13 protein-coding genes are annotated in these 21,018 nt (G+C 57.9%); 3 read left to right on the top strand and 10 right to left on the bottom strand.

What is annotated here, in order from left to right:
* Nucleotides 1–18: 18 nt before the first annotated feature.
* Genes FAX90_RS00535 through FAX90_RS00525 form a run of 3 tightly spaced genes read right to left on the bottom strand, consistent with a single transcriptional unit; the run spans nucleotide 19 to nucleotide 6,938 of the window.
* Nucleotides 19–3,180, bottom strand: coding sequence for a UvrD-helicase domain-containing protein (locus FAX90_RS00535; protein WP_170234803.1), 3,162 nt, complete (start codon nucleotides 3,178–3,180; stop codon nucleotides 19–21).
* Nucleotides 3,173–5,887: a PD-(D/E)XK nuclease family protein gene (locus FAX90_RS00530; protein WP_144094550.1), complete on the bottom strand. Its 2,715-nt coding sequence runs from the start codon at nucleotides 5,885–5,887 to the stop codon at nucleotides 3,173–3,175. The genes FAX90_RS00535 and FAX90_RS00530 overlap by 8 nt, the downstream gene beginning before the upstream one ends.
* Before the next feature lie 58 nt (nucleotides 5,888–5,945).
* Nucleotides 5,946–6,938, bottom strand: coding sequence for a helix-turn-helix transcriptional regulator (locus tag FAX90_RS00525; RefSeq protein WP_144094548.1), 993 nt, complete (start codon nucleotides 6,936–6,938; stop codon nucleotides 5,946–5,948).
* 95 nt (nucleotides 6,939–7,033) lie between these two features.
* Here FAX90_RS00525 and FAX90_RS00520 point away from each other — a divergent pair, with 95 nt between their 5' ends.
* Nucleotides 7,034–7,582 (top strand): hypothetical protein, encoded by a 549-nt coding sequence (locus FAX90_RS00520; RefSeq protein WP_205700596.1) that lies wholly within the window; start codon nucleotides 7,034–7,036, stop codon nucleotides 7,580–7,582.
* A 90-nt stretch (nucleotides 7,583–7,672) separates the two neighbouring features.
* Here the strand turns inward: FAX90_RS00520 and FAX90_RS00515 are convergent, their stop codons facing one another.
* From FAX90_RS00515 to FAX90_RS00485, 7 genes are all read right to left on the bottom strand, one after another.
* Nucleotides 7,673–15,370, bottom strand: coding sequence for a UvrD-helicase domain-containing protein (locus tag FAX90_RS00515; protein WP_144094544.1), 7,698 nt, complete (start codon nucleotides 15,368–15,370; stop codon nucleotides 7,673–7,675).
* Nucleotides 15,371–15,474: 104 nt separating this feature from the next.
* Nucleotides 15,475–16,371 carry a hypothetical protein gene (locus FAX90_RS00510; RefSeq protein ID WP_144094543.1) on the bottom strand — a complete coding sequence of 299 codons (897 nt, stop codon included), beginning with the start codon at nucleotides 16,369–16,371 and terminating at the stop codon, nucleotides 15,475–15,477.
* Nucleotides 16,338–17,030, bottom strand: a complete 693-nt coding sequence (locus FAX90_RS00505; protein ID WP_144096765.1) for a HEPN domain-containing protein — start codon at nucleotides 17,028–17,030, stop codon at nucleotides 16,338–16,340. The genes FAX90_RS00510 and FAX90_RS00505 overlap by 34 nt, the downstream gene beginning before the upstream one ends.
* 74 nt (nucleotides 17,031–17,104) lie before the next feature.
* A complete protein-coding gene (locus FAX90_RS00500) occupies nucleotides 17,105–17,986 on the bottom strand; it encodes a hypothetical protein (protein WP_144094541.1) in 882 nt (293 codons plus the stop codon).
* Between the two features lie 211 nt (nucleotides 17,987–18,197).
* Nucleotides 18,198–19,136: a hypothetical protein gene (locus tag FAX90_RS00495; protein WP_144094539.1), complete on the bottom strand. Its 939-nt coding sequence runs from the start codon at nucleotides 19,134–19,136 to the stop codon at nucleotides 18,198–18,200.
* 110 nt (nucleotides 19,137–19,246) lie between these two features.
* Nucleotides 19,247–19,492, bottom strand: a complete 246-nt coding sequence (locus FAX90_RS00490; protein ID WP_144094537.1) for an AlpA family transcriptional regulator — start codon at nucleotides 19,490–19,492, stop codon at nucleotides 19,247–19,249.
* Between the two features lie 49 nt (nucleotides 19,493–19,541).
* Nucleotides 19,542–20,003, bottom strand: a complete 462-nt coding sequence (locus FAX90_RS00485) for a transcriptional regulator (protein ID WP_144094535.1) — start codon at nucleotides 20,001–20,003, stop codon at nucleotides 19,542–19,544.
* A gap of 348 nt (nucleotides 20,004–20,351) precedes the next feature.
* Here FAX90_RS00485 and FAX90_RS00480 point away from each other — a divergent pair, with 348 nt between their 5' ends.
* Complete coding sequence (locus FAX90_RS00480) at nucleotides 20,352–20,696, top strand: TrbC/VirB2 family protein (RefSeq protein ID WP_119595017.1); 345 nt, start codon at nucleotides 20,352–20,354, stop codon at nucleotides 20,694–20,696.
* Nucleotides 20,697–20,722: 26 nt separating this feature from the next.
* On the top strand, nucleotides 20,723–21,010 hold the full coding sequence (gene traL, locus FAX90_RS00475; protein ID WP_007013892.1) for a type IV conjugative transfer system protein TraL: 288 nt from the start codon (nucleotides 20,723–20,725) through the stop codon (nucleotides 21,008–21,010).
* Nucleotides 21,011–21,018 lie beyond the last annotated feature (8 nt).

The raw sequence follows: 21,018 nt of genomic DNA, 5'->3' as shown, positions 1-21,018 counted from the left end.
GCCAAGTGCCAGTGCCCCTCAGATCCCTCTGCCCAGCGTTAGTTCGCCGGTCTCTGTCCAGAATACGGCGACGCCATCAACGGACTTGCCACCCATTGCCCCAACTGCATCAACGTAGGCTGCCAGTTGCGGCCAGTAGCGTTCAAAGCGCAGCGCATGATTTGAGACCGCCCCGCTCTTGTGATCCACGATCATGAAGCCGCTGGGACCTTCAGCGATGAGATCCAGGATGATGCTCTGGCTCCCACCATCTGAAAGAGGAATGTCGATCGGTTGCTCGACATGCAGTTGCGTATAGCCAAGGTCGGCGAGAGCCTGACGCAGAGCCTCTGCCTGCTGCGCGAGAAATTCCACTTCGGCATCGAGAATGCGGCAATGCTCGTGAACCTTATGGGGTAAATCAGGACGGCAGAGGAGAATGCGCAGCGCTTCGTGGATCGCCGTGCCCCTATCGGTCGCCTGCACGAGGTCGGGTCCGGCAAGCATGACACCTGGTGCGATCGCACGCGTCTCGATCTGAGAAGGAAGCGGCCGTGACGTTTCAGTTGCCTGCGAGGGGCTTACCACAGATGTCATGGCGTCGATCGGGCGCCGCTCCAGGGCAAATCGCAGCTCGCGGTCGGACGCGTCGAGATGAACCTTGTTCTCAGCCTCGAACGAAGCCGGCAACTCCTTGCTGCAGATCGTCATGCGCGCAGGAAATTCTTCGGCGCCGACGCTGATCTGGTTACCCTGAAATCTGATGCCGCAGGCGTCATTCAGAAGGCGGCGGGCAGTGATCGGCAGAGGCGGATCAACCTTCTCATCGTCCTGCGGCCATTCGATTATCAGGCGATCCCGCGCACGGGTCAGGGCCACGTAAAGCAACCGCCTCGCTGTTTCTTCGGACTCCGGATGGAGTTCATGAAGAAAGCGATCGGTCGCTTCAGGGGCGGCGAATTCCGGAGCATAGGCGAGCGTTGCTTCCTCGATCACATGATCGAGATCGTCGAACCCCGGAAACTTCGTGCTGAAGGTCCCGGCACGGGGGTCGAGCTTGTGGTCGAGCCCGCAGACAACGACGATTGGCCATTCACGTCCCTTGGATGCGTGCCAGGTGACGATCTCGACGCCGTCGGCTTCACTGCCTGAAGGGTTCGGCCGCAAATCTTCGCCTTTGAGACCGACCTTGTTCTCAAGCCAGCCGAGAAAGACGTTGGCGCTCTGTCCATAAAAGCCGGACGCCTCGCGCATGTCGCGGTGAGCATCCATGAATGCTGCGGCTTCCGCTTCGAACCGGAGCAGGTCTGCCCTCATCTGGGCCGGGTCATCGAGCCTGTCGCACCAGTCGCGAAGCCCCGCGACTTCGATGACTTGGTGAACCAGACGATCAACCGGTGTCGCAAGCGAGTCTGGCCAAAGTCTCTGCAGCGCAGTCAATTCAGGCGTGTCGATGCGGCCTTGCTCGGCAAGCGCCCTGATCGCGTCCGGAAGCGCTGTCGCCCCAGGACCAAGCGTCGCCGTACAAATCGCGGCATGGCTGTCCGCAGGGTCGACGGCGAACCGCAGGGCAAAGCACGCGGCCTGGACGATCTTGCTCTGCCACCAGCCACCTTCAGCCACGCGAACCGGCAGGCCGAGGGACCGCAGTGCGCTGGCATAGCTCGCGCAATGGCTATGGGTGGGGCACAGGACCGCGATGTCTCTGGGCTCCAACGGCCGCAAAATCTTCGTATGCCTGTCGATGATAGTCACATGATCGTCGGACAGCAGGGAGAAAAGGCGATCCGCGACGAAATGCTGGGGCTTCCCGCCCGAGCGCGCGCCGCGCTTGTTAGCCAGCTCTATGACTTCAAGCGCGGTGTCATGTCCGGTGGGGTTCTGCGCGGTGAGCGAAGTGTAGTCATCGCCAAAAAGACAAGGGCCCAGCGCGTTGACGAAATCCATGATCCGCGGATCGGAACGCCAGTTCCGGTTGAGCGGGCTGGTTTCGAACTGCTTCGTGAGCGCGACGGTCAGCCGTGGGTCGGCGCCTTGAAAGCCCATGATGGCCTGCTTGGTATCGCCGACGACGAGCGAGCGCTTCGCTTGCCGCGCCAGGGCCCACAGGAACGTGAACTGGATCGGGTTGGTGTCCTGGAACTCGTCGACAATGACACAGTCCACCTCATCCATGATCGCGGCAAGCACGCCGGGCTTCTCATCGAGAATCCGCGCGGCGTTGGTGACCATGTCGCTGAAGTCGATGACGCCGAGTTCCCGCTTGCGGGTCTCGTAGTCGGTCATGGCGGATTGCGCGCCTTCCACGAGCGCGCGCGCATGAGAAACAGCATCTTCGAGCGGACCCGGATGATAGACCAGTGTGTCGGCAACCCCCATGACTGCGGCGGCCAGGTCATCGTAACCATCGGCCGTCGGACTGCCACGCTTGGACTGGCGAAGATCACGCAGCCGTTGCCAAAGTCTCCAGTCCTTCCCTCCGCTCGAAAGCAATTGTTCGGCTTGCTTCAAGGTGCGGAAGTTATCGCGAAACGCCGTCTTGGCTGCAGCACTCCCGGCGTCGTCCGCCAGCGATCTCGGAAAGGCGAAAAGCAGTGCTTCGACGGCCTTTTTCAAGCTAGCCGCCAATGTCTCTGGCACCCCGACCGACTGGCGATATCCTTGCCTGATCGACGCCTCGACAAAGTCGGCCATAGCCGGGTCGCTTCCCCGCGGCCCAAGCGTTCGCAGGAGCGCGATCACGCCGAGCAAGGACTTGCGGAAGCTGTCTTCCGCCGTGTCGTCGGAGGTGAAGCTACCCCGGTAGCCATAGGCCCCGAGGTTACGGGAAAGCTCGCTTAGCGCCTGGTTTTCCTCGATCGAACGGTGGATGAGCAGGTCCTGCTCGTCCTCGGCGATGAGACGTTGCTGCGGCGAAGAGCCTGCCGCAAATGCATGTTCAATCAGCAGTCGGCGTCCAAGGCCATGAATCGTAGAAACATAGGCTCGTTCAACGGCCAAAGCCGCTTGCAGATTGCCGTCAGCAATCAGTGCTCCACGTATCCTTTGACGAAGTTCCCCAGCCGCGGCCTCCGTGAAAGTGACGGCCAGGATCCGCTCTGGCCGAACTTTGCCGTCGCGTACCCACTGAGTGAGGGTTTCCTGGATGTGATGGGTCTTGCCAGCCCCTGCACCGGCTGGAACGATCGAAAGCTCAGTCATCTTCATTGTCCGTAAGCGCCACCGAGGGGTTGATGTCATCGCGCATGAAAGCGGTGATCAACGGACTGTCTTCCAGCGCATAGGTGCCGAGCGCGGCGGAGCGCTGGAAGAACTTCTCGTCGGCTGTAGTGTTGGTATCGAGGCGGCCTGCCTTCAGAGCATCGAACCGCGCCGAAATGAGCGCCAGCGCATGCTCGGCAATATCGCCCGCAACAAGTTCGACCTCAGCGCTATCGAATTCATCGATCCCATTGAGCAGGACATTCCCGTCGTTGAGCGTGTGATAGGCGACTGCCGGGAGCTCCGACCACCCGCTCAACGCCTCGGCAATACGGACCACGCCTTCGTTGCTGCGCTCGTCGAGCCGAACGCTCATGCGCCGGTAGAGATCGACCTGTAGATCCCATCCCTTCTGGAGGCGCTGGCGCCGCGTGCCGGAACTGCTCTTCTTGTAATCCACGACAACCGGCTGCCCATCGGGAAGCCGCAGCAGGCAATCGGCCTTGCCATGCACGGGATGACCGAACAGCTCTCCCGACAGCCAGAACTCATTGCCCACGATCTCGGCGTCCAGAGATTTGAGGACCAACGACCAATGCTTCGCGGACTTGGTGATTTCTGCCTCAAGCGTGTTGCGCTCAACCGCCCATGCCGATGTCTGGAGAAACGGCGCCAGTGCGCGAATGCGATCGAGCAGGATGTCGGGGACCTTGGTTTCGATCTCCTCGTTGGACGGATGCGCCTTGCCCGGCACAAACAGGCGCTCGAAAACCTCGTGCGCCAGGGATCCGCGAAGCATGACATCGAGCGCCTCGGGCTGCCAGGAAACATGTTCGGCGCCCAGCTCAGCGAGGAGCCATGCCAGGGGACTGACCAGAAGCTTTTCGAGCCGGCTCGGGCTCTGCGCTCGCGCACTGCCGTCTTCCTTCTGGCGCAGCCCCAGAAGATTGAAGTCGAAGGCATAATGAGGCGGCACCTCCGGCATCATCGCCGGTTCGATCACTGGTCGGGGCTTCCATCCCACCAGCCTTTCCCAGATCGTCCCCTCGCTATGGCTCAAAGGCACGATCAGATCCTCTGGGTCCTCAATCCCTTCCACAAGCCGCGAGATCAGCGGCAGGCTCGACGACACCGAAAGCGAGCTACCGCTGCGATCACGCTCTGACAGGATGAGGATAACCTGCTCGCTCGCTGCACCGATCTGGCGGGTGAAGAGCTCGAGCGCGGCAGCGAGTTGCTGCGCCTGCGATGGCAACTGTATACCGGTGACATCGGCAATCGATGCAACTTCGCTGTCGAGGAAAAACGGATTGCCTGCGGGCGGTGACGGATAGGCACCGTCATTGAAGCCCAGGACGAGAAGCTTGCGAAACGACCGCTTGGGTGTTTCGTGAGCCATCATCACCGAGATGCCACCGAGGAAGTAAGCCCCTCTCGCGGGTGGCGCAGCCTGGTAGGCCGCTGCCATCTGGATGGCTTTCTCCAGCTCCGCTTCTGCGGCGTCGTTGGCATTACCAAGCGCTGCGATCAGACGCGATGCCTGTTGCTTCGCTTCAGCGACATCCTCAGCGAGTGCCTCGTTGTCGCTGAGCAGCCTCTGGAAAGATCGAATCTGTTCCTTGAGTTGCCCGTTGGTCGAAGGCGATGCCGAGCGGATCAGGGCGAAGAGAGATGCCTGCCTGCCTGCAAAGTCACGAGCCTCTCTTGGCTGAAAGTCGCCACCCATAACGGCTGCCGCCAAGGCCGTTCCTACTTCTTCGGGCCAGCACAAGACGGGTGAACAGTAAAGCGATGCGAGCGCCATGGCGGGAGCTGGTCGGCGTCGGCATTGAAGGAAATGCAGAAGAGCCTCACCGCCAATGTTCCTCCGCTGACCAACCCCAGGAAGCGATGAGGCAACCAAGCCAGCGTGGGCGAAGGTCTCTGCCAGATAATGGCCATATTCCGCACCCTGCGGGACGATGATGCCGATGTCGCTGGCTGCGAGACTTGCATCATCAGCCAGCCATCGCTGCACGATGGCCGCCGCGGCCTCGCACTCGGTCAGGGAGTCCCGGACCGAAAGTATGGCCAGGCTGTCGTCGAGCGGCATGACCGGGACATCGGGATCCAAAAGATGGCGTTGTACATGGCCGGCCAGAGTTGGTGCGGGCGCGCGCGCCCGTTTCCGGTCGGAAATCAGACGCACAACATCATCATCGTCTTCGCTCAGCCTGCCAAGGTGATTTTCGATGTGTTCGAGGACCGCACGCTCCAGCGGGGTCAGGTGACCACAGTTGCGATCCCAGACGACCTGGAACTGCTGAAGAGCGTCGCTTGCCTCACAAGCAAGGAACGCCTTGAGCGTCGCAAGATCGGACGGAACGAGGGCATTGCTTCCGATCCACAGATTGCGCAGGGCATCCAAATGAAGGCGCGCCCTGCCCTCGCCCGGTAGCGCATCAATCATAACCGACGACGGTTCGAGATCACGCGTAGCCATCATGATGTGGCGGAGCATTGATCCAACGGCACCGGTCGTCTGCTCAGGTGCTACCGCGAAGCTTTCCGCCCAAGGGACGCTGTCACCCAAGGGATCAAGAGCCTCGCGCAACGGCTTCTCGGTGAACTGAGGCAAGGCATAGAGGCTCCCCAGAAGCTGCGCACTGAGGGGCATGCAGCTCGTAAAGGGCGCTTCGCCGATCCGAAGATGGCAGTTCTCAAACATTCAAAATTACCCCCTCAGAAATCGCCCCACGCCGTCATTCCACACGCTTGCCAGAGAATTACGACAAATCTGGTCGCAGCATTGTCTGCGCGTCAGCCAGGCGCTTTTCCATCATGTCCTTGAGTGCGTCAGGGCCTTCAATCACCAGTTCGCCGGCCCATCCAAACAAGTGATTGGCGAGCTCGAATAAGCCGCCTGATTGGAAACGAACAATTAGTTCGTCGCCAACTTCTTCAAACTGTTGATGCGGATGGAAGCGCCAAGCCCGCGCCCGATCGACCGCCGGGGCCAGCACTCTCAGAACGATCTCGTGACCTGCCTCGTGCCAGATGCCGAAGCTGCGGGCCATCCATGCATCGAGATCCCAATCCTCGGGAGGGCAGCCGACAAGCCCGCTGTCCCGAACGTTGCTCATCCGGTCCAGGCGGAAGGTAAAAGGCGGATCGTCCCGGTCAGGCCTCTTGCCTACCAGGTAGGTGATCGGTCCATGGATCAGGCCATAGGGAACAACCCTGCGCCAAGAGGGCTCGCCCGCCCAGTCGGGTTGATAATCGAAGTCGACACAATGGGATGCGAGAATAGCAGACTGGATCGTGGTCAGGTCTTCGGGCGAGGCAATGACGGCAGGCCCCGCTGCGACACGCGAGCGCTGCAGGCGGGTGAGCAGGTCAAGATCATTATCCAGCCGACGCCTCTCGGCGCTGTCAAAGGCAATCTTGATCTTGGAGAGCAATTTCTCGAGCGCTTCGGTGTTGGCGGTGCCTTCGCGGCGCCCCGCTTCCACCACGGACTGAAGCGCGGCAACCTCGGACGAACTCGGCCTCGCATAGGCTCGTCCCGGACTGTCTTTGATCCGAAATCGCTTGATTCGACCGTCGATCGTTTCTTCGAGATCGAAATGAAGCAGAATGACGTTGCGCATGCGTTCAACCGTTCGCCGGTTGACTTCAAGCAACGCTGCCATTTCGTCAAGAGTCAGACCTTCCATGCTCTGCGTAAGCGCGTGCACAAGCTTCAATGTGCGGTCGAGATTACTGAGGCGCTTGGTCATCACGGACCATTGCTAACTCCCTGATCGGTAAGAGCAAGTGAGTTCGACCTCGATCCACACATTTTGCGACCATTTTTGTCGCAAGAATGTGGTTTATGACCAGGAATGGAACCGCACTCAGGGAGATCGCGAAGAAAATGAGACGTCGTCTGACTGCACAAACCGAATTCGGCCATCACGCGAAGGGCGAAGCAGCGCACTTCGCAAACGCCGCGGCGAAAGTGCTGCGCGCATTGACCACACATCAGCTGAAGCGTTGCGGCGAGGACCTGATTGAACTGATCGAGCAGGAAGTGCCGGTCGATGCCTTACGCAAGGTGGCCGATCGCGAGAGGCCATCTTCCATGGAGAACCTCGCCGACAAGCTGGATGCGGCGACGCAGCGGCGCTTCACCATGCGCGCCACATTCAGGCGGATGACGATGGACCAGGCCCGCAAGCTCATTCAGGCACACTTTGGCCAAGTCTGGCCGGCGGAGTGGCCAGTCCATGAAGGACAAACGCCGGGTGACTTTGCCGTCGTCGCGCATCGTGCTCACTTGCTGTCAGAGCGCGAGCCCGCCGTTCTGCTTCGCTGGCTGCGCGAGGAAATTGAGGCGCGCGGCGATCACAACCGCGGAGCGATGGACTTTCATATCCCTTGAACAGCGGTAACGACGCCAGCAAACATCGATAAACGAAACCTCAGGGCCGCATAAGTGTTCCAAGGAAGGCTCGACGATGATATTACCGAGCTATCGAATTCGTCCCGACACCAGTGCCACGTACCCCCATCCTCGCTCGGCCACGTCCGCGCCCAGATCGCCATCGTTTGTCTCATTTGGGTGAAATCTGATCACTGAGCTAACACGCAGATCAGAATTATTGCTTCCGGCACCATGCTTCTTCGCCAGAAATCCGATCTGACGCACTGTGCCCGAAGCGCTTCGATGTAGCAGCGCCTTGTTCGCACCTAGCCCTCGCCCGCCGAGAAGCACGGGATCACCCACTTTGACTTCGCGCTCGATATAATCCTGACATTGATCCGGCTCAGGATTGAAGCCGCTTCGTTGCAATGCCCAACCCAGTCCTACATCCTCAGGAGACCCGATGAGCACACATCCGTCGGTTTGCTGGCCATCGAAGGGAGCGGGTGAACTGCTCGCCCAGCTATGCTCCCGATCTCCGACAAATTGCCACAAATTGCGTTTGGCCCTGGTCATTGCAACGTAAAGTAGGCGGGCTTCCTCTGCGGCGTCCCCTTCCAGATCCGCATGCCTGCCATGGCGGCTCTTTCCGAATGGAAGGTTTGATGGGAGGATGACAACGCTATCGAACTCGAGGCCTTTTACCTTGTGAATGGTCGACACGACAATGGTCGAAGCCGTCGCGGTCGTTCCCATAAGTCGGCTTAGATCATCGCTGCGCAACTCTTCGACGAAGCGTACGAGTGATGATATGTGCGGAAATGCCTGTTCTTGGCTGCATAACTCCCAAAGACTTGCCAAGCTGACCGTGTCTCTGCCGGCTGCGTTGCCCTCGGGGATTTTCATGTTGCGGATGAATTCGTCGACGAGTTCGTCAGCCAATTGCGCCGAAAGCGCACGGTCTGACTTGGTGACTTCAGCTCGAAGAAAATCGAGCCAAAGACCAACGTGACGAAGATTGGCGACGCGCAGGTTCGCCGTTCCTTGAACTGTTATTCCGGATATGTGCGGCTCAAGCAGCCGATGGACTTGAGCAACTTCGGCGTTGGAGCGACAGAGGATAGCGACTGACTTGCCTGAGCGACCGCCAATCTCATTCCAAATTTTAAGTACTTCATTGACGGCGTCACCGAACGATTTCCCGCGCCAGTTAAGGCGATGGCACTCTGATTGAACAGGTGCGTCTTGCTGGGGGACAAGAGTGGATTTTTTCAGGCGGTGAGAGCGAGTAGATCGGTCAAAGAACGCGGCTATCATCGCCTGACTCTTCTGAACTATTTCGGTTCCAGAACGGAAGTTTACCGACAGCACGAGCTGTTTGAGGTTCTCGCCCCCAAAGTCCTGTTTGAAACGGTCGAAGTAGGTTTCGGAGAAATTCCCCGCCGGGCGCTGCCACCGGAGAATATCCTGGTCATCGTCCCCGATCACCATCACACCTGCACGGGAATCGCTTCCCTGGTGGAGTGCACGCAGGATGGCATATACGTCATCGGTGAGATCCTGAAATTCATCCACCAGAATGCAGCGAACGTCACCGGCAACTGCACGACGAAACCCGGCATCGTTATTCATGCGCCGGGCAAACTCTGAAAGAGCCCCGTCCATCATGGAATCTTCGCCCTGCCAGCCATCCCTGGCGAGGTGCCCCATGGCGAACGCATGAATGGTCGAAACGCGAAGTCTTGATGCGTAGGCGGCATAGCCCAGAGATCTGAACAGATCGCGGATTCTGCGCTTGATTTCGAAGACCACTGCACGATTGAATGCGAGCACGACAATCTGTGACGGGTGAATGTGCTGCTCGCGTATGAGGTGAACGATACGACCCACAAGCACGAAAGTCTTGCCGGCTCCCGGCCCTGCATTGACCAACAAATGCTGGTTGTAAGGATGGCGCACGGCTTCCCACTGCGCAGGCTCTTCGGATGTCTTGAACTTCTCGAAGAACTCTACTGCTTTGGTGGCGCGCAACTTCTCCTGCATCTGGGCGATAATGCCCGTATTTTGCGAGCCTTCCTCATTTTCATCGATTTCCTCGATTTCGCCCAACTGAGTCTCAAGAAACTCCTTCAAGCCGCTCGCGTCAGACTTTGAGAAATAGCCGGTTATGAATGCTTCTTGGGCATCTGTTCGCACATTAGCAAACAGCTCCATCGCGAGGTTGCGCGCTTCGGAGAAATCATTGATCTCGGCGAGCTCGTTCCACAGTTCCTCGTCCTCAGCCGTACTCTCGCCAAGCAGGACGATGTGCGAAAACTGGACGATATCAACGCTCATGCCGACGAGGTTCATCGTCGCCAGAAGACCAGCTGTTTTCTTCAGATCCTGCTCGCGGAATTTCTTACCAAAGCTCGCATCGCGAACCCTTTCGATGAGCTTGGATACGGCAATTCGCTCATCTGACTTCTTGATGACATCAAAGACTGATTGAGCACCGCGAATGAGGGCCCTGCGGCGTAAGTCGGCATTTCGGCCTTCTGAGGAAGCGAGCTTGGCCTCCCAAAAAACTGTTTCGTCAGCGTTCGCGATTTGTCGAAGGCGGACGCCAGACGACCGCACCAAGGTCCGAAACCCATTGATGAAGGCGCGTTCGTACCTGCGTCGGCGTCGAATGGCTTCTTCGTCCGTCTCCGCTAGCGTTTTTGGCTCAGCCTCGCGTTCTTGATCACCTTGTCGGGCGGCCCCTTCTACCGCGACAGTCCGAATGAAAGGTTCGATCTCCACAAATTCGAAGGGATGAAATTCGATGCTGGCATTCTTGGCAAGCTTGCCCAACAGCTGCTTTGCGGCGTCATCGACGAAGCGGAAAAGCGTTTGAATGTTGTCGTCACGCTCCTCTCGTGCCAACCGTCTGAGAGAGAATTCGATTTCCCGATTCAGCGAGATACCGCCGCGCTTTTCGAGGTCTACCAGACCAGCCAGGACATCGTCGTTTGAATCCATCGATTGCAGGCGAAATCTGATCTGGGAAAGATTGACGACTGCCGTTCGATCCGATTGATCCAGATCTGTCGCCGATCGCGCTCGAGATCGGCTTGCAGGACTGGCGAACGGCTCGATTTTGCTTTGGTCAGAAGTATCGTTGAAGACCAGTCCGACCATATCGGCGAGGCCCTCGAGCAGCCGGCCGAGCAGGCCCGTTTGACTTGCCCTCCCTCCGCGGCTCTCCGCCTGATCACCAATGTTTAAATTATTGGCGTCGGCGTTCTCGAGGTCGAGCAGTAGCTGAGCCAGTTGGCCAAGCGGCCCCTCCTCGTGTGAAATCCTCTCAAGGATCTGAGGAGTGATTCCGATTGTTAAGATGTCCGCAAGCGAGCCGGAGAGGGTGAGACGCCCGGCACGTTCCAGCCAATAAATGGCCATCCGCAGCCTCGTGGCTGCCGCTCGCCTCTCTGTTTCAGTTTCTAGCGGCTGATAGCCCTCTGCGGGAACGATCGCAAGCAACTGTCCGTCGACGCTATGAGCATTGCCTCGGATCTCCGAGAATACGTCATCAATGTCCTGAGCCCTGAGAGTATTGCGCGCGCGAAGATCTCGTATGTGTTCGAAATCCTCGTTCGAGAAGGGAAGCAGAGCGCTGAGATTCGTGAGCCTGGCCTGCTCGCGCTCTTCTTCGCCACGACCGATCCGGCCCACTTCTTGAAGATAGTCTTCCAGATATCCAGGCGGCGACAAGTGGACGACCCAATGAATATCGGGAATATCCATCCCCATGCCGAAAGCTTTGGTGGCGACGAGAACATCGAGTTCGCCATCGCGGAAATCAGCGTAAACTTCCTCCTTTGTCGCGGCGTCAAGTCCAGCATGGTAGAATTCGGCATCGGTTCCGCTGTCATCTGACAAGCGCCTAGCAAGGTCTTCCGCGAGGCGCCTGGTGGGAACGAAGACAATGACAGCACTTCTCTGGCCGGTATTCAGCCGGTTCTGTTTCGCGTCGGAAATGGCCTTCTCGATGATCGGCAGACGTTCTGCCATTTCTCTCTCGAGATCGTCCTGACCAATTCTGCCACGAACCCTTCGCGGCAGGATCGAGATGTGAGACCTGATCGGATGAGCAAAAGTTTCCGGCCGAACCAGCATTGGCAGCCGATGATCGTCGTCCATACCCGAGACGGTGGCTTCCAGTCGTTCCTTGTCAGACGCCGTGATCGTCGCGGACAGTAGGAGGAATGGGGTAGGCTCAGCACCTGGGATTTCGCGGCACTTCCGCAGCAAGAGGTCCGTTGCAAAAAAGTAATCGGGTCTGAATTCGAAGCCCCACTGATTTACGCAATGCGCTTCATCGATGACGACATGATCCAGGCCACCATCCGAGCGCATCCGGTTGTCGAGAACGTCAAGGAAGACAGCGCTTCTCAGGCGTTCGGGTGCGACGTACAAGAGAACCAGCCGATGATCGAGGACGCCTTGCAAGACCTCTTCGATTTCGTGTTTCGGACGATCACCGCTCAGGAAATCCGCCGATTCTGCAAAGCCCAGGTCACGGAGTCCTTCGACCTGATCGCGCATAAGCGCCTTCAGCGGCGAGATGACCAGTGTAAGACGCCTGTTTCTCAAGCCGCGGCTCAGCGCGGGCACCTGGAACAGAACGGATTTCCCTTCGCCGGTCGGGAGCGAGACAAGCACGTTGCTGGTTCGCGCACAGATAGCTTCCATCGCCGATCGCTGCGATTCTTTGAAACCTTCAACGCCCCTGGACGAACCACCTTTGGGATTCCAATTCTCAACGAGGAAGCGTTCCATCGACGCGAAATCTGTTGGCGCTACCTCTCGAACAAGTTTGAAGGGCGATAGCACGTTCTCCAACCGTTGAAGCTCGTCCTCAGAAAGCTTCGTTCCGCGAAGGGGAACTACGTCGACATGTGCTTTCAATTCACGGCCGACACCCGATAAGCGCGGATCGATAAGGATTGCGGGCAACGTGCTATTACAAGGCTCATGACCGGCAAGCCAACTGGCCAAATATTCCGCCACTAATGACGGCATCGCTTCGAGAATCGCACCCGTTCCGTAACTTCGGACTTCGGCTGAATCTTCTACCTCACCGGCTTCATCATCTGGGAGCGGCGAGCCTCCGGATTGATCCCCATTGGCTTGAGAGCAGGCGAACCATTCTTCTAATGGCAGAGCTTCAACAACCGGTTGCAGGACGATGTCAGCACTTTGGGCCAAGCCATGCCAACTGGACCAGTTGTCCAGGATGTCCACGACGGCGTAGCCTTGACGAGAAGCACGTAGCAGGTGCTCGCGTTTGCTCCTGTGATCCGGACGCACTTCACCCAAGCCAAGCTCGGCGAGCGCCACTTCAAGCATCTTGACCAGTTCAGGACTTTCCGAACTGCTAATGATGAGCAGTGGTGTAGCGCGACCTTCGCGCTGAGATAGTTCACGAAATGTGCGCAGCACTTCGGTCCAGTAACCGAGTTGATCCATTGCCCCCGGATGCAGGACATGATGGCGCCTTGTCGCCAGATTCATCCTTGCAGAAGCCCCTGAGCCAACGGCGCCAGGAAGACGTTTCAACTCATCGGGGAGCCTCCAGGTGGTGAAACCTTGTAGACCACCGCGACGCTCAAGAATATGAGCGGCCCGATCAGCCCTTACCCAGTCGGTCATGCCTTCTTGGCTTTTCAAACGGATCAGTGACGCTGCCCGGCCATCCTGCAAGTTCTGGCTGTTGGCCCCCGGCGATCCATATTGGCGGCCAAAAACTAGGACATCCTGCCCGCCTGTTGCCAGACAAAAGCTTCCATGATCGGCATCGCGCCACCACTCCGGACGGGAGGGCATTGGCGCCACGCGCCAGCTACCCTCGGCGTGAGGAATTACGGCAGCACGATCAATCGCCGAGGCCAAAGCCGGATCCCCTTCCAGCAACCAGAAGGGGATCATGTTGCGCCTAATAGCGATGCTGAGATCCGCAGCCATGCGGGCCACAGCAACAACGACCTTGGCCGCTGGTTGATGAAGTTTGGCGTCTTGAACATTCAGTTCGAGTGTCTCGACATCAATCTGCCGCAGTTCCGGAGGAAGCCCCTCGACGGGATCAGCAGGAACCACCGTCACATGCGGTACCCAGTCGAATGTACGCAGCTGCTCTCGCGGGAGGATCAAGAGATCGTGCGGATCTGCATGCGCAGCAATGTCCGCCGGCATTTCTCGCGCATATTGGAGAGCCAAGGCCAATGCTGCGGGCATAGCCTCAATGATTTGCCCTGCATCGTCGAACTCGCCAGCCAGAATCGATCGAGCGAATTCCGGAGTGAATTTCGAGATCTGCTTCTTGAACAGTTCCCTGGTTGCCTGAGCGTCGCCATCAGCGTGGTGATCGCCACCAAGGGCATGGGAATGCGCCTGGGGGGTCAGCAGAAACTGTATGAGCAAAGTGTCCCAAATCAGCGGTAAGGATTCGAGCGTGATGAACCGCTGAATGATCGGCCAGTCCCAAGCCAGAAAGTTATGTCCTACGAGCAGTGGTGCTGAACGGATTTGATTCTCGAGCTCAGCCATCGCGGCGACAAGATGCTCTTCGGATCCACGATCGTGGAGGCGGCGCGCCAGACTCCCTCGCGCGCAACCCACTTCCCATATGTTCTCGCCATCTGTTTCCAGATCGATTGCGAGAGCTTCGCTGGTCAAAATACTGCCGAGACGAGATCGATAGGGCTCTGTTGCGATGAGTGTCTCGGGCTCTGCGCGCCACGCTGCAAAGTAGGCGCTTTTCGCTTCCTGCGGCAGATACTCGAACAATGTCAAAGCAGTGGCTGGACTGTGTTCAGACCATTGAACCAGATCAGCGGTCGACAGCAGTTCATTGCCGGCAAGCCTTGCGAGCCAATCATCGACAAAACGGTCGGTTTGAAACCGTTCACCAAGAAGCTTGACGGCCAACTCCCGTTCGACACTCTCGGTACCTTGAAACCACGGACGCCATTCGTCTTCGGTGTCGCTGTCATCCTTTCGCAGGAGACGCCATTCCAAGAGCCTCCCCTTGAGGGCGTCGTCCGCATTTTGCATCCAAGATGGATTGGGTGCGCCCAATGCGGCTAGTTGGCGAGGTTCGAACAGATCCAAGTCAAAAGCGCGGCGCGGATGGTTAGGATGAAGCCGGGCTGCAAATTCGTACTGGCAATGGGAAAGCCGGTCCCAAAACGTGCCATCGGCCAACTGATTGACGTCGATCTCGCGAAGGCGTGCCTTCCATATGGCTTCCAGCTCGGGGTCGTCGAGATCAGCGGGCGCATCGTTCGCCCATTGCCGACAGTACCAATCCGCGCGCAGCAAGCGCCACAAGGCATCCGTAGTCATCGAGTTCAAGCGATCCCGACGGACGACGTCGTACGTTCTCTGATCGATCGTAGGGTCGTCGGCCAGAGCCGGGACCTCGACCAAGGGGTACCAGCGCACCGCTTCCCTGCCAGTTCGCCTGCGCCTGTCGCTTCCTGTGATCAAGAGTAGAGGGGTGTTGGGCGGGGGAAGCACTTCTGCCCCGGCACGACGGCCAGCATAGCCCTTGAGATGAAAGAACAGGTCCTCCCTCCCACCATCAGTGGCGACAAACCCAAACCCTCGCCCCTCGTCGACTCGGGTAACTCGCCCTAACAATGGCAATTCGAGGATCAGCTTTGAGGTCGTATCTCTGTCGCGGGAGGGTCTTTGTTTGCCGGACTTCGAACCATCTGACTGAGCGAGATTCTGCGAATCGATCAGGCCGATGTCCTTTAATTGATCCCCCAGCGACCTCATTCATCATGCCCCAGAAATAAGAAACTTAACTCTCCGCCCAATCATCGTTCCGTAAACGCGGAACGCAACAATTGATCAGGCGAATGTCGAAATGCAGGAAAGGACTAATCTACTGACGCACACCAGACATTTAAGACTTCGCCAAAAATCTTCTCGCCGGCTTCAGATTCGTAAATCGCACATAGCTGCGGCTCGATCAGCTTCCCGTATTCCTCGAAGCTCCAATGCTGCTTTACCGATACTGCGGGGTCAAAATCCCACGCCGGATAAAGTCTCTCTATATCGGTCACGACAGGCTGGAAGGCGCTTTGGTGGTAACGTACCAGCGCACTGGCGCAGCTTCCGACGACTGATTGAGCAACTTGGTCTTCACGTGTTGCCATGCGGCGAGCAATCGAAAGCCAGTACTGAATCGCCGCATGATGGACGTATCCAGTCTGCATGCGCGCGGCCATGTTGATATGACGATCGGTCATATGGGGCGCCATCGTGTCCAGGCCGATGAGCAGATTGCCATCGCCGAACGTTATTGCGGCCCCAAACAACGCTCCGGGAATTCTGCACATGCCGTGTTCGACAATGCCCAGGAGCGCCTTGAACCCCACGGGTAGCGACGACCAGTCACGCTTGCTGTAGGCCAAGAGGTCGATCGTCGCGGTGGACGCAATCCCTTCGTCGATCTCGTTCTGCATGAAAACGATGAAGACCGCTGGCGTGAAACGGCGGTGCTCGACCTCTTCCTTCGCCGCCTGATAGATCATCATTCTGTGTTCCACGGGCATGACGCGGACAAACAGGTCGTACAGCCGGATGATGAGCTGCATTATCCTGTCATCGGGATCGTGCTGTTGCCAGCGCAAGCAATGCCAGATGCGATTGTAAAGCTGCTCTCGGTCGGCGGGATCGAGATAGCCATCGATGAGCGCAGACGAGTCTGCGACGAGATCGTCAATCGTCTCCATCAAGCCTAATCCACGACCGGATAGTTCGGCATCGGCCACTCATGCTGCGGGTTTTCCATCATCAGATCGACGAAGATCGGTAGGAGGCAACCGAGCAACGATGCCCCGTCCCTCACCTGGTCGCGATTGACATCGCTGTTCCAGGTCGCGCCGCCGTGGACGAGTTGGTTGCGCAGGACGTAGAGCCGATCGAAGAGGATCGACAGGATCCGGACCGTGTCGTGCTCGCGCAGGGCGTGGTTAATGGCAAGGCGACCGCGCTCGAGCTTGTGCTCCCAGTCTTGGTATCCTGGCACACCGTTCTGATGCTGCCAGAAGGGGTGGTAGACATAGCGATTGTCCAGAAGGAGGCGGATCTCCTGGCTGAACCGCTGCCAGACGGCATCGTAGACACGGTGACGCCCATCGAACTTCACCAATGTCGAGAAAAACGACTGAAACAGCCCGCGCTCGCCTTCCGGCGCTGAATTGCTGGCGGAGGCTTCCACGTCGCCGGCGTAGGCAGCATTGAAACCGATCCAGAGCAGGATGAAACGAACGTCCTGGTCTTCCTCTTCTGCTTCAGCACGGCGAAGCCAAGAGATGGCACGATGGACGCGCAGCGTCAGAGGCGTCGAAAATCCTTCGCGAAGCTCGCGCTGCTTGGTCTTTAGAGCGTCGGGGTGCAGCGGACTATTGACGGGATATCTGTAAGCCATTTCCATTGCTTAGCGCCTGCTGGATTCCAGCGGTAGAGCGATTTCACCACTTTAACGTCAGTGTCGGTCTCGGCCTACCCCAGTAGAGCCAATATCCGAGAACGAAGTGCGAGGGATCGCTGTTGAATTTTGGAACAACCGACATTCGTCGCACAGCGATCGTGGTCGACCATATCCAATTGACAGCGGTGGCGATTCCATTGCTGCCCGGTGGGATGATTCAATCCGGCAAGTATCTTAGTATCATCAATAATTCCAAGACGCCCGAGCTCGCTGAGAATTGCAGCCGGCGTCGGGCCGAAGGGAATTATCCATGCGTTAGGAAAGCATTGCAGCTCAGGAACAAGGTAGTCGTTTACGAACCCCGACAGCAACGTATTCGACCGAGCGCGAACGTCTTCGCCACCGGAGTAGTTGGCCCACACCCCATTCTTGTTCACAAGAACGGGATAGCGATATGCCGAGGTATAGTGCGCCCTTCCTGATGCAGCACCGAAGAGTTGAGACGAACTGGACAGCCCCAGCAAATCATGAATTCGGAAATGATCCATGAGTTTGGCCGCTATATCTCGCATTTGGCCATCGAACGATGCAGCCGCTTTTGCTTCACTCAATGCACGGCGAAGCGTCGTGTCGTTCACTGCTTCCTTGAGAAGCTGGCGCCGAAACGTTTTCAAAGCGGTCTTCGCCTGCTCTTGACCCGGCGAAATACCGACAATGACCACATCCGCCCTGGAGTTGATCCAATCAAAAGGGGCATAGAACGCTCCTAGATGGCCGACCTTACCCCGGGCGAACTGTGTATCGTCGATCAACGCCCCCTTCTCAACAGCGAGCTCGATTGCTTGTTCACTCATCCCAATCACTGAGCCAGCGACTGAATGGGCGTCATAAATCGCCTGGTCATTGAGATCAGAAGCATTTGCGAGTTTCCCCGCTGAATCCGCGTAATACATCGTCACCTCATTAATTACGTCTTGGCCGAGGGGCGCTCCCCGTCCGAACCGAGAAAAGTGTGCCGTCTCTCCGGCTGTCACGCGTTTCCCCGCGTTTAGGGAAGCTGCGACCGGGAAAGGTGGACCGATCGGAGCCTCATCCGGCAATTGACGCGCAGCCGGATGCACGCGAACCAACAATGCAGCTGGTTCGATGCAATCGTCCCATCAGCTATCCAGCCGAGGCGGTGTTGGACGATCGCTTCATTTCGTGTTCTGCAACAAATTCTGCGACACCCTGAGCGACTTCACTTGATCCAAGCCCATCGCCGAGCGCTTTGAGAAGTTCTGTCGAAATCCCCGTTTCGGCAGCGACGATTTCAAAGTTTTTGCCAAGTGCCATTGCCGAGATTAGCGCGGCGCGGCCTTTGACTATCGGGTCGGAGATGCGCTCTAGACGGATCGCGACTAGCCCCGGCCGTATGCGGCCCAGCTCAAATCCTTTTCGAGACAACAGCCAATCGATCGCGTCGAAGCGGTCAATCGCAACAAAACCTCTCTGCGAAACGGGGCTCTTTCTTTCCCGATATTGGTCCACCGACCGAAGCGGCCCGTTCTTGCCCACTTTATTTCTGAGGGAACGTTCCTCGATACCGGCGAGCAATGCCACGTCACTGACTGTTAGCGGTTCGAAGTCGAAGTCTCCGTTCGACCCGTAGTCCAATGCCTCGATCAAGTGCTTCCAGGCTCTGCCAAGCAAAAAGAGTTCCTTAACCGCACCGTTGCGACACCCAGTCCAGTCATATGCAGCTAGCGCGACATCCGGAAGCGACGAGAGATAGAGCTCGATCGGATCCAGATCCTCCTGCTCGACTTCCTCGCAAGAAATCCTCCCATCATTAACTGACATGCCGAGAGAGTGCGTTTCGAGACGAGCATGAAGGTCTCGGATGCAAGCTGTGATGGCGAGACGGTCGATGTCGATGAGTTCAAGCTCATTCTCGGCTGCAAACCAATCAGTGGGAAGGCCGTGAACAGCATTCAGCCCGGTTAGAGCTGAAACCAACTGTGCTCCAACTTCGCTTCCAGCGATGATCGAGAGTTCCTCGGCTTTAAGGACAAGCGTTTCTCTCAGATTGCGTTCAAGCTGAGTTAGATTGGGTACCTTCATGACCACCTCCTTATGGCATGATAGGTAACATATCATTTTTGAATGTCAATGCATTTGTGATAGGTGACGTATCATCATTACGTTTCCAGCAGATCCCTGGGACACGCCAATCACGTTTCGGTGACCGACCTGATCCATTCTTCTACTTCAGCTTCAACCCACACCGTACATTTGGGGCCGAGCGAGCGGGATTTCGGAAAGCGCCCTTCGCTCATCCGCTGGTAGATGGCCGAACGACGCAGGCCAACACGGTCGATGACTTCAGGCAGCCGCAAAAGCCTGGCCGGCGGGGGGCCAGATGGCGTCGCATGTTCTGCGTTTGCGCCGTCCTTGGTAGGCTGGGGCTGTGCATTCATGATCGTTCCTGTCGGGTCAATTTCTCGGTCCCCTCCGAGGTGAATTGGATCAGCGTGGCAGCGACATCGAAATGTCGCGGTTGGCAAAATCATCAATGTGCTTGGCGAGCATGCGCGCGACGAGCTGCGAAGTGCCGTTCGCCCACCGGGGTCGCAAATCTTCGACGCGTCGCCCAAGCGTGCGTTCGAGCTGGCCTGGCAAGGCCGTAAAGAAGTCCTCAAGAAACTCTCCCATTTCGCTGCGCATCCATTCGCAGGCGAGATCCTCCTGACCAGCCAAGGCGAGGATCATGCTCGCGCGGGGAAAAGCGTCGCAGACTTCGAGAACGCGCGCGGCTTCATCAAGGCCAATCGGCCGATCGCCGCGCATCACACGGAGCAGGGTCTCGCGGTGGATCCCGACTTCTCGAGCGATCTGGTGCTTGGGCTTGTCAGACGTTTGGATTGCATGGGCAAGAATGTGCGCGAGGCTGGTGTTGGCTTCGCCTCGGAGTGGCGCGGGCTGGTGCATCGACAAAAACTCCAACGATGAGGAACTGAGTCGTAGCCATATCTCGCGCCGTCCATGTAGGAAAATGAAAAGAACATATATAGAACATCTCGTTTCTAGGCGAATCATTCCCTAGGCTCGAGTCGTCGACAATCGCCGCCACTCCTGTCGAGATTCGTCGACGCTGATTACGAAATAAACCGCTGTTTCTGCTTATTATCGCCGACAGCAACCATTCGATGCGTCCGTATCCGTCCGCCGCATCAGCTCGACAGGCGTTCCGACTTTCCTACATCGAATTCCTAGATGCATGTGGAACACACAGCGAACGAAAGAACGCTGGGTTCACCCCTCCAGATGGAGCTCCATATGCAGTCTTTCACCCTCTCCCGGCGCTCCGGCGCCATCGACCAGCGCCCCTCGAAGTTCGGGCGAGCCATGACCTTCGCGGTACCGCTTGCGGTTGCAGCCCTCGCCGCCAGCGCTGCCTACGCGGGCGCTGACACGACCTTCACCCCTGCCCTCACGAAATTCACCGATTTCCTCGAAGGCTCGGGCGGCAAGATCATCACCGTCCTCAGCCTCGCAGGCGGCCTCATCGGTCTTGCTTCGGGCCGGTTCTCGCTCGGACAGGTCGCTGTTCCGGTCGGTGTCGGCATCGGCGTCGGCACGGGTGTTCCGATCGTCACCTCGGTCGTCACCGCGGTCATCTGACGCATCGGACGGGAAGGCGCGTCGCCATGGCAGACCCATATATCATCCCGCGTCGGCTCGACGATCCGGAGCTCATCGGCTTCTGGACCATCGACGAGTTCGCCGGGATGCTCATCCCCTTCACCTGGGGGATCCTCAGCCAGCATATCTTTATCGGCATCATCGTTGCCTTCGGCGCCTGGTTCGCGCTGCGAAAGGCAAAAGCAGGACGCGCCAGCTCCTGGGTAGCCCATGCCGCCTATTGGTATCTGCCGGCCGGATTGCTGGGCCTGAAATCGACGCCGCCTTCCCACTGCCGCCTGCTTGCCGGTTGAGGGGAGAT

The sequence above is a fragment of the Croceicoccus sediminis genome (genome assembly GCF_007570835.1).
Lineage (GTDB): Bacteria > Pseudomonadota > Alphaproteobacteria > Sphingomonadales > Sphingomonadaceae > Croceicoccus > Croceicoccus sediminis.
The sequence above is the reverse complement of the archived record's forward strand: the minus strand, read 5'-3'. Positions and strand labels throughout refer to the sequence as shown.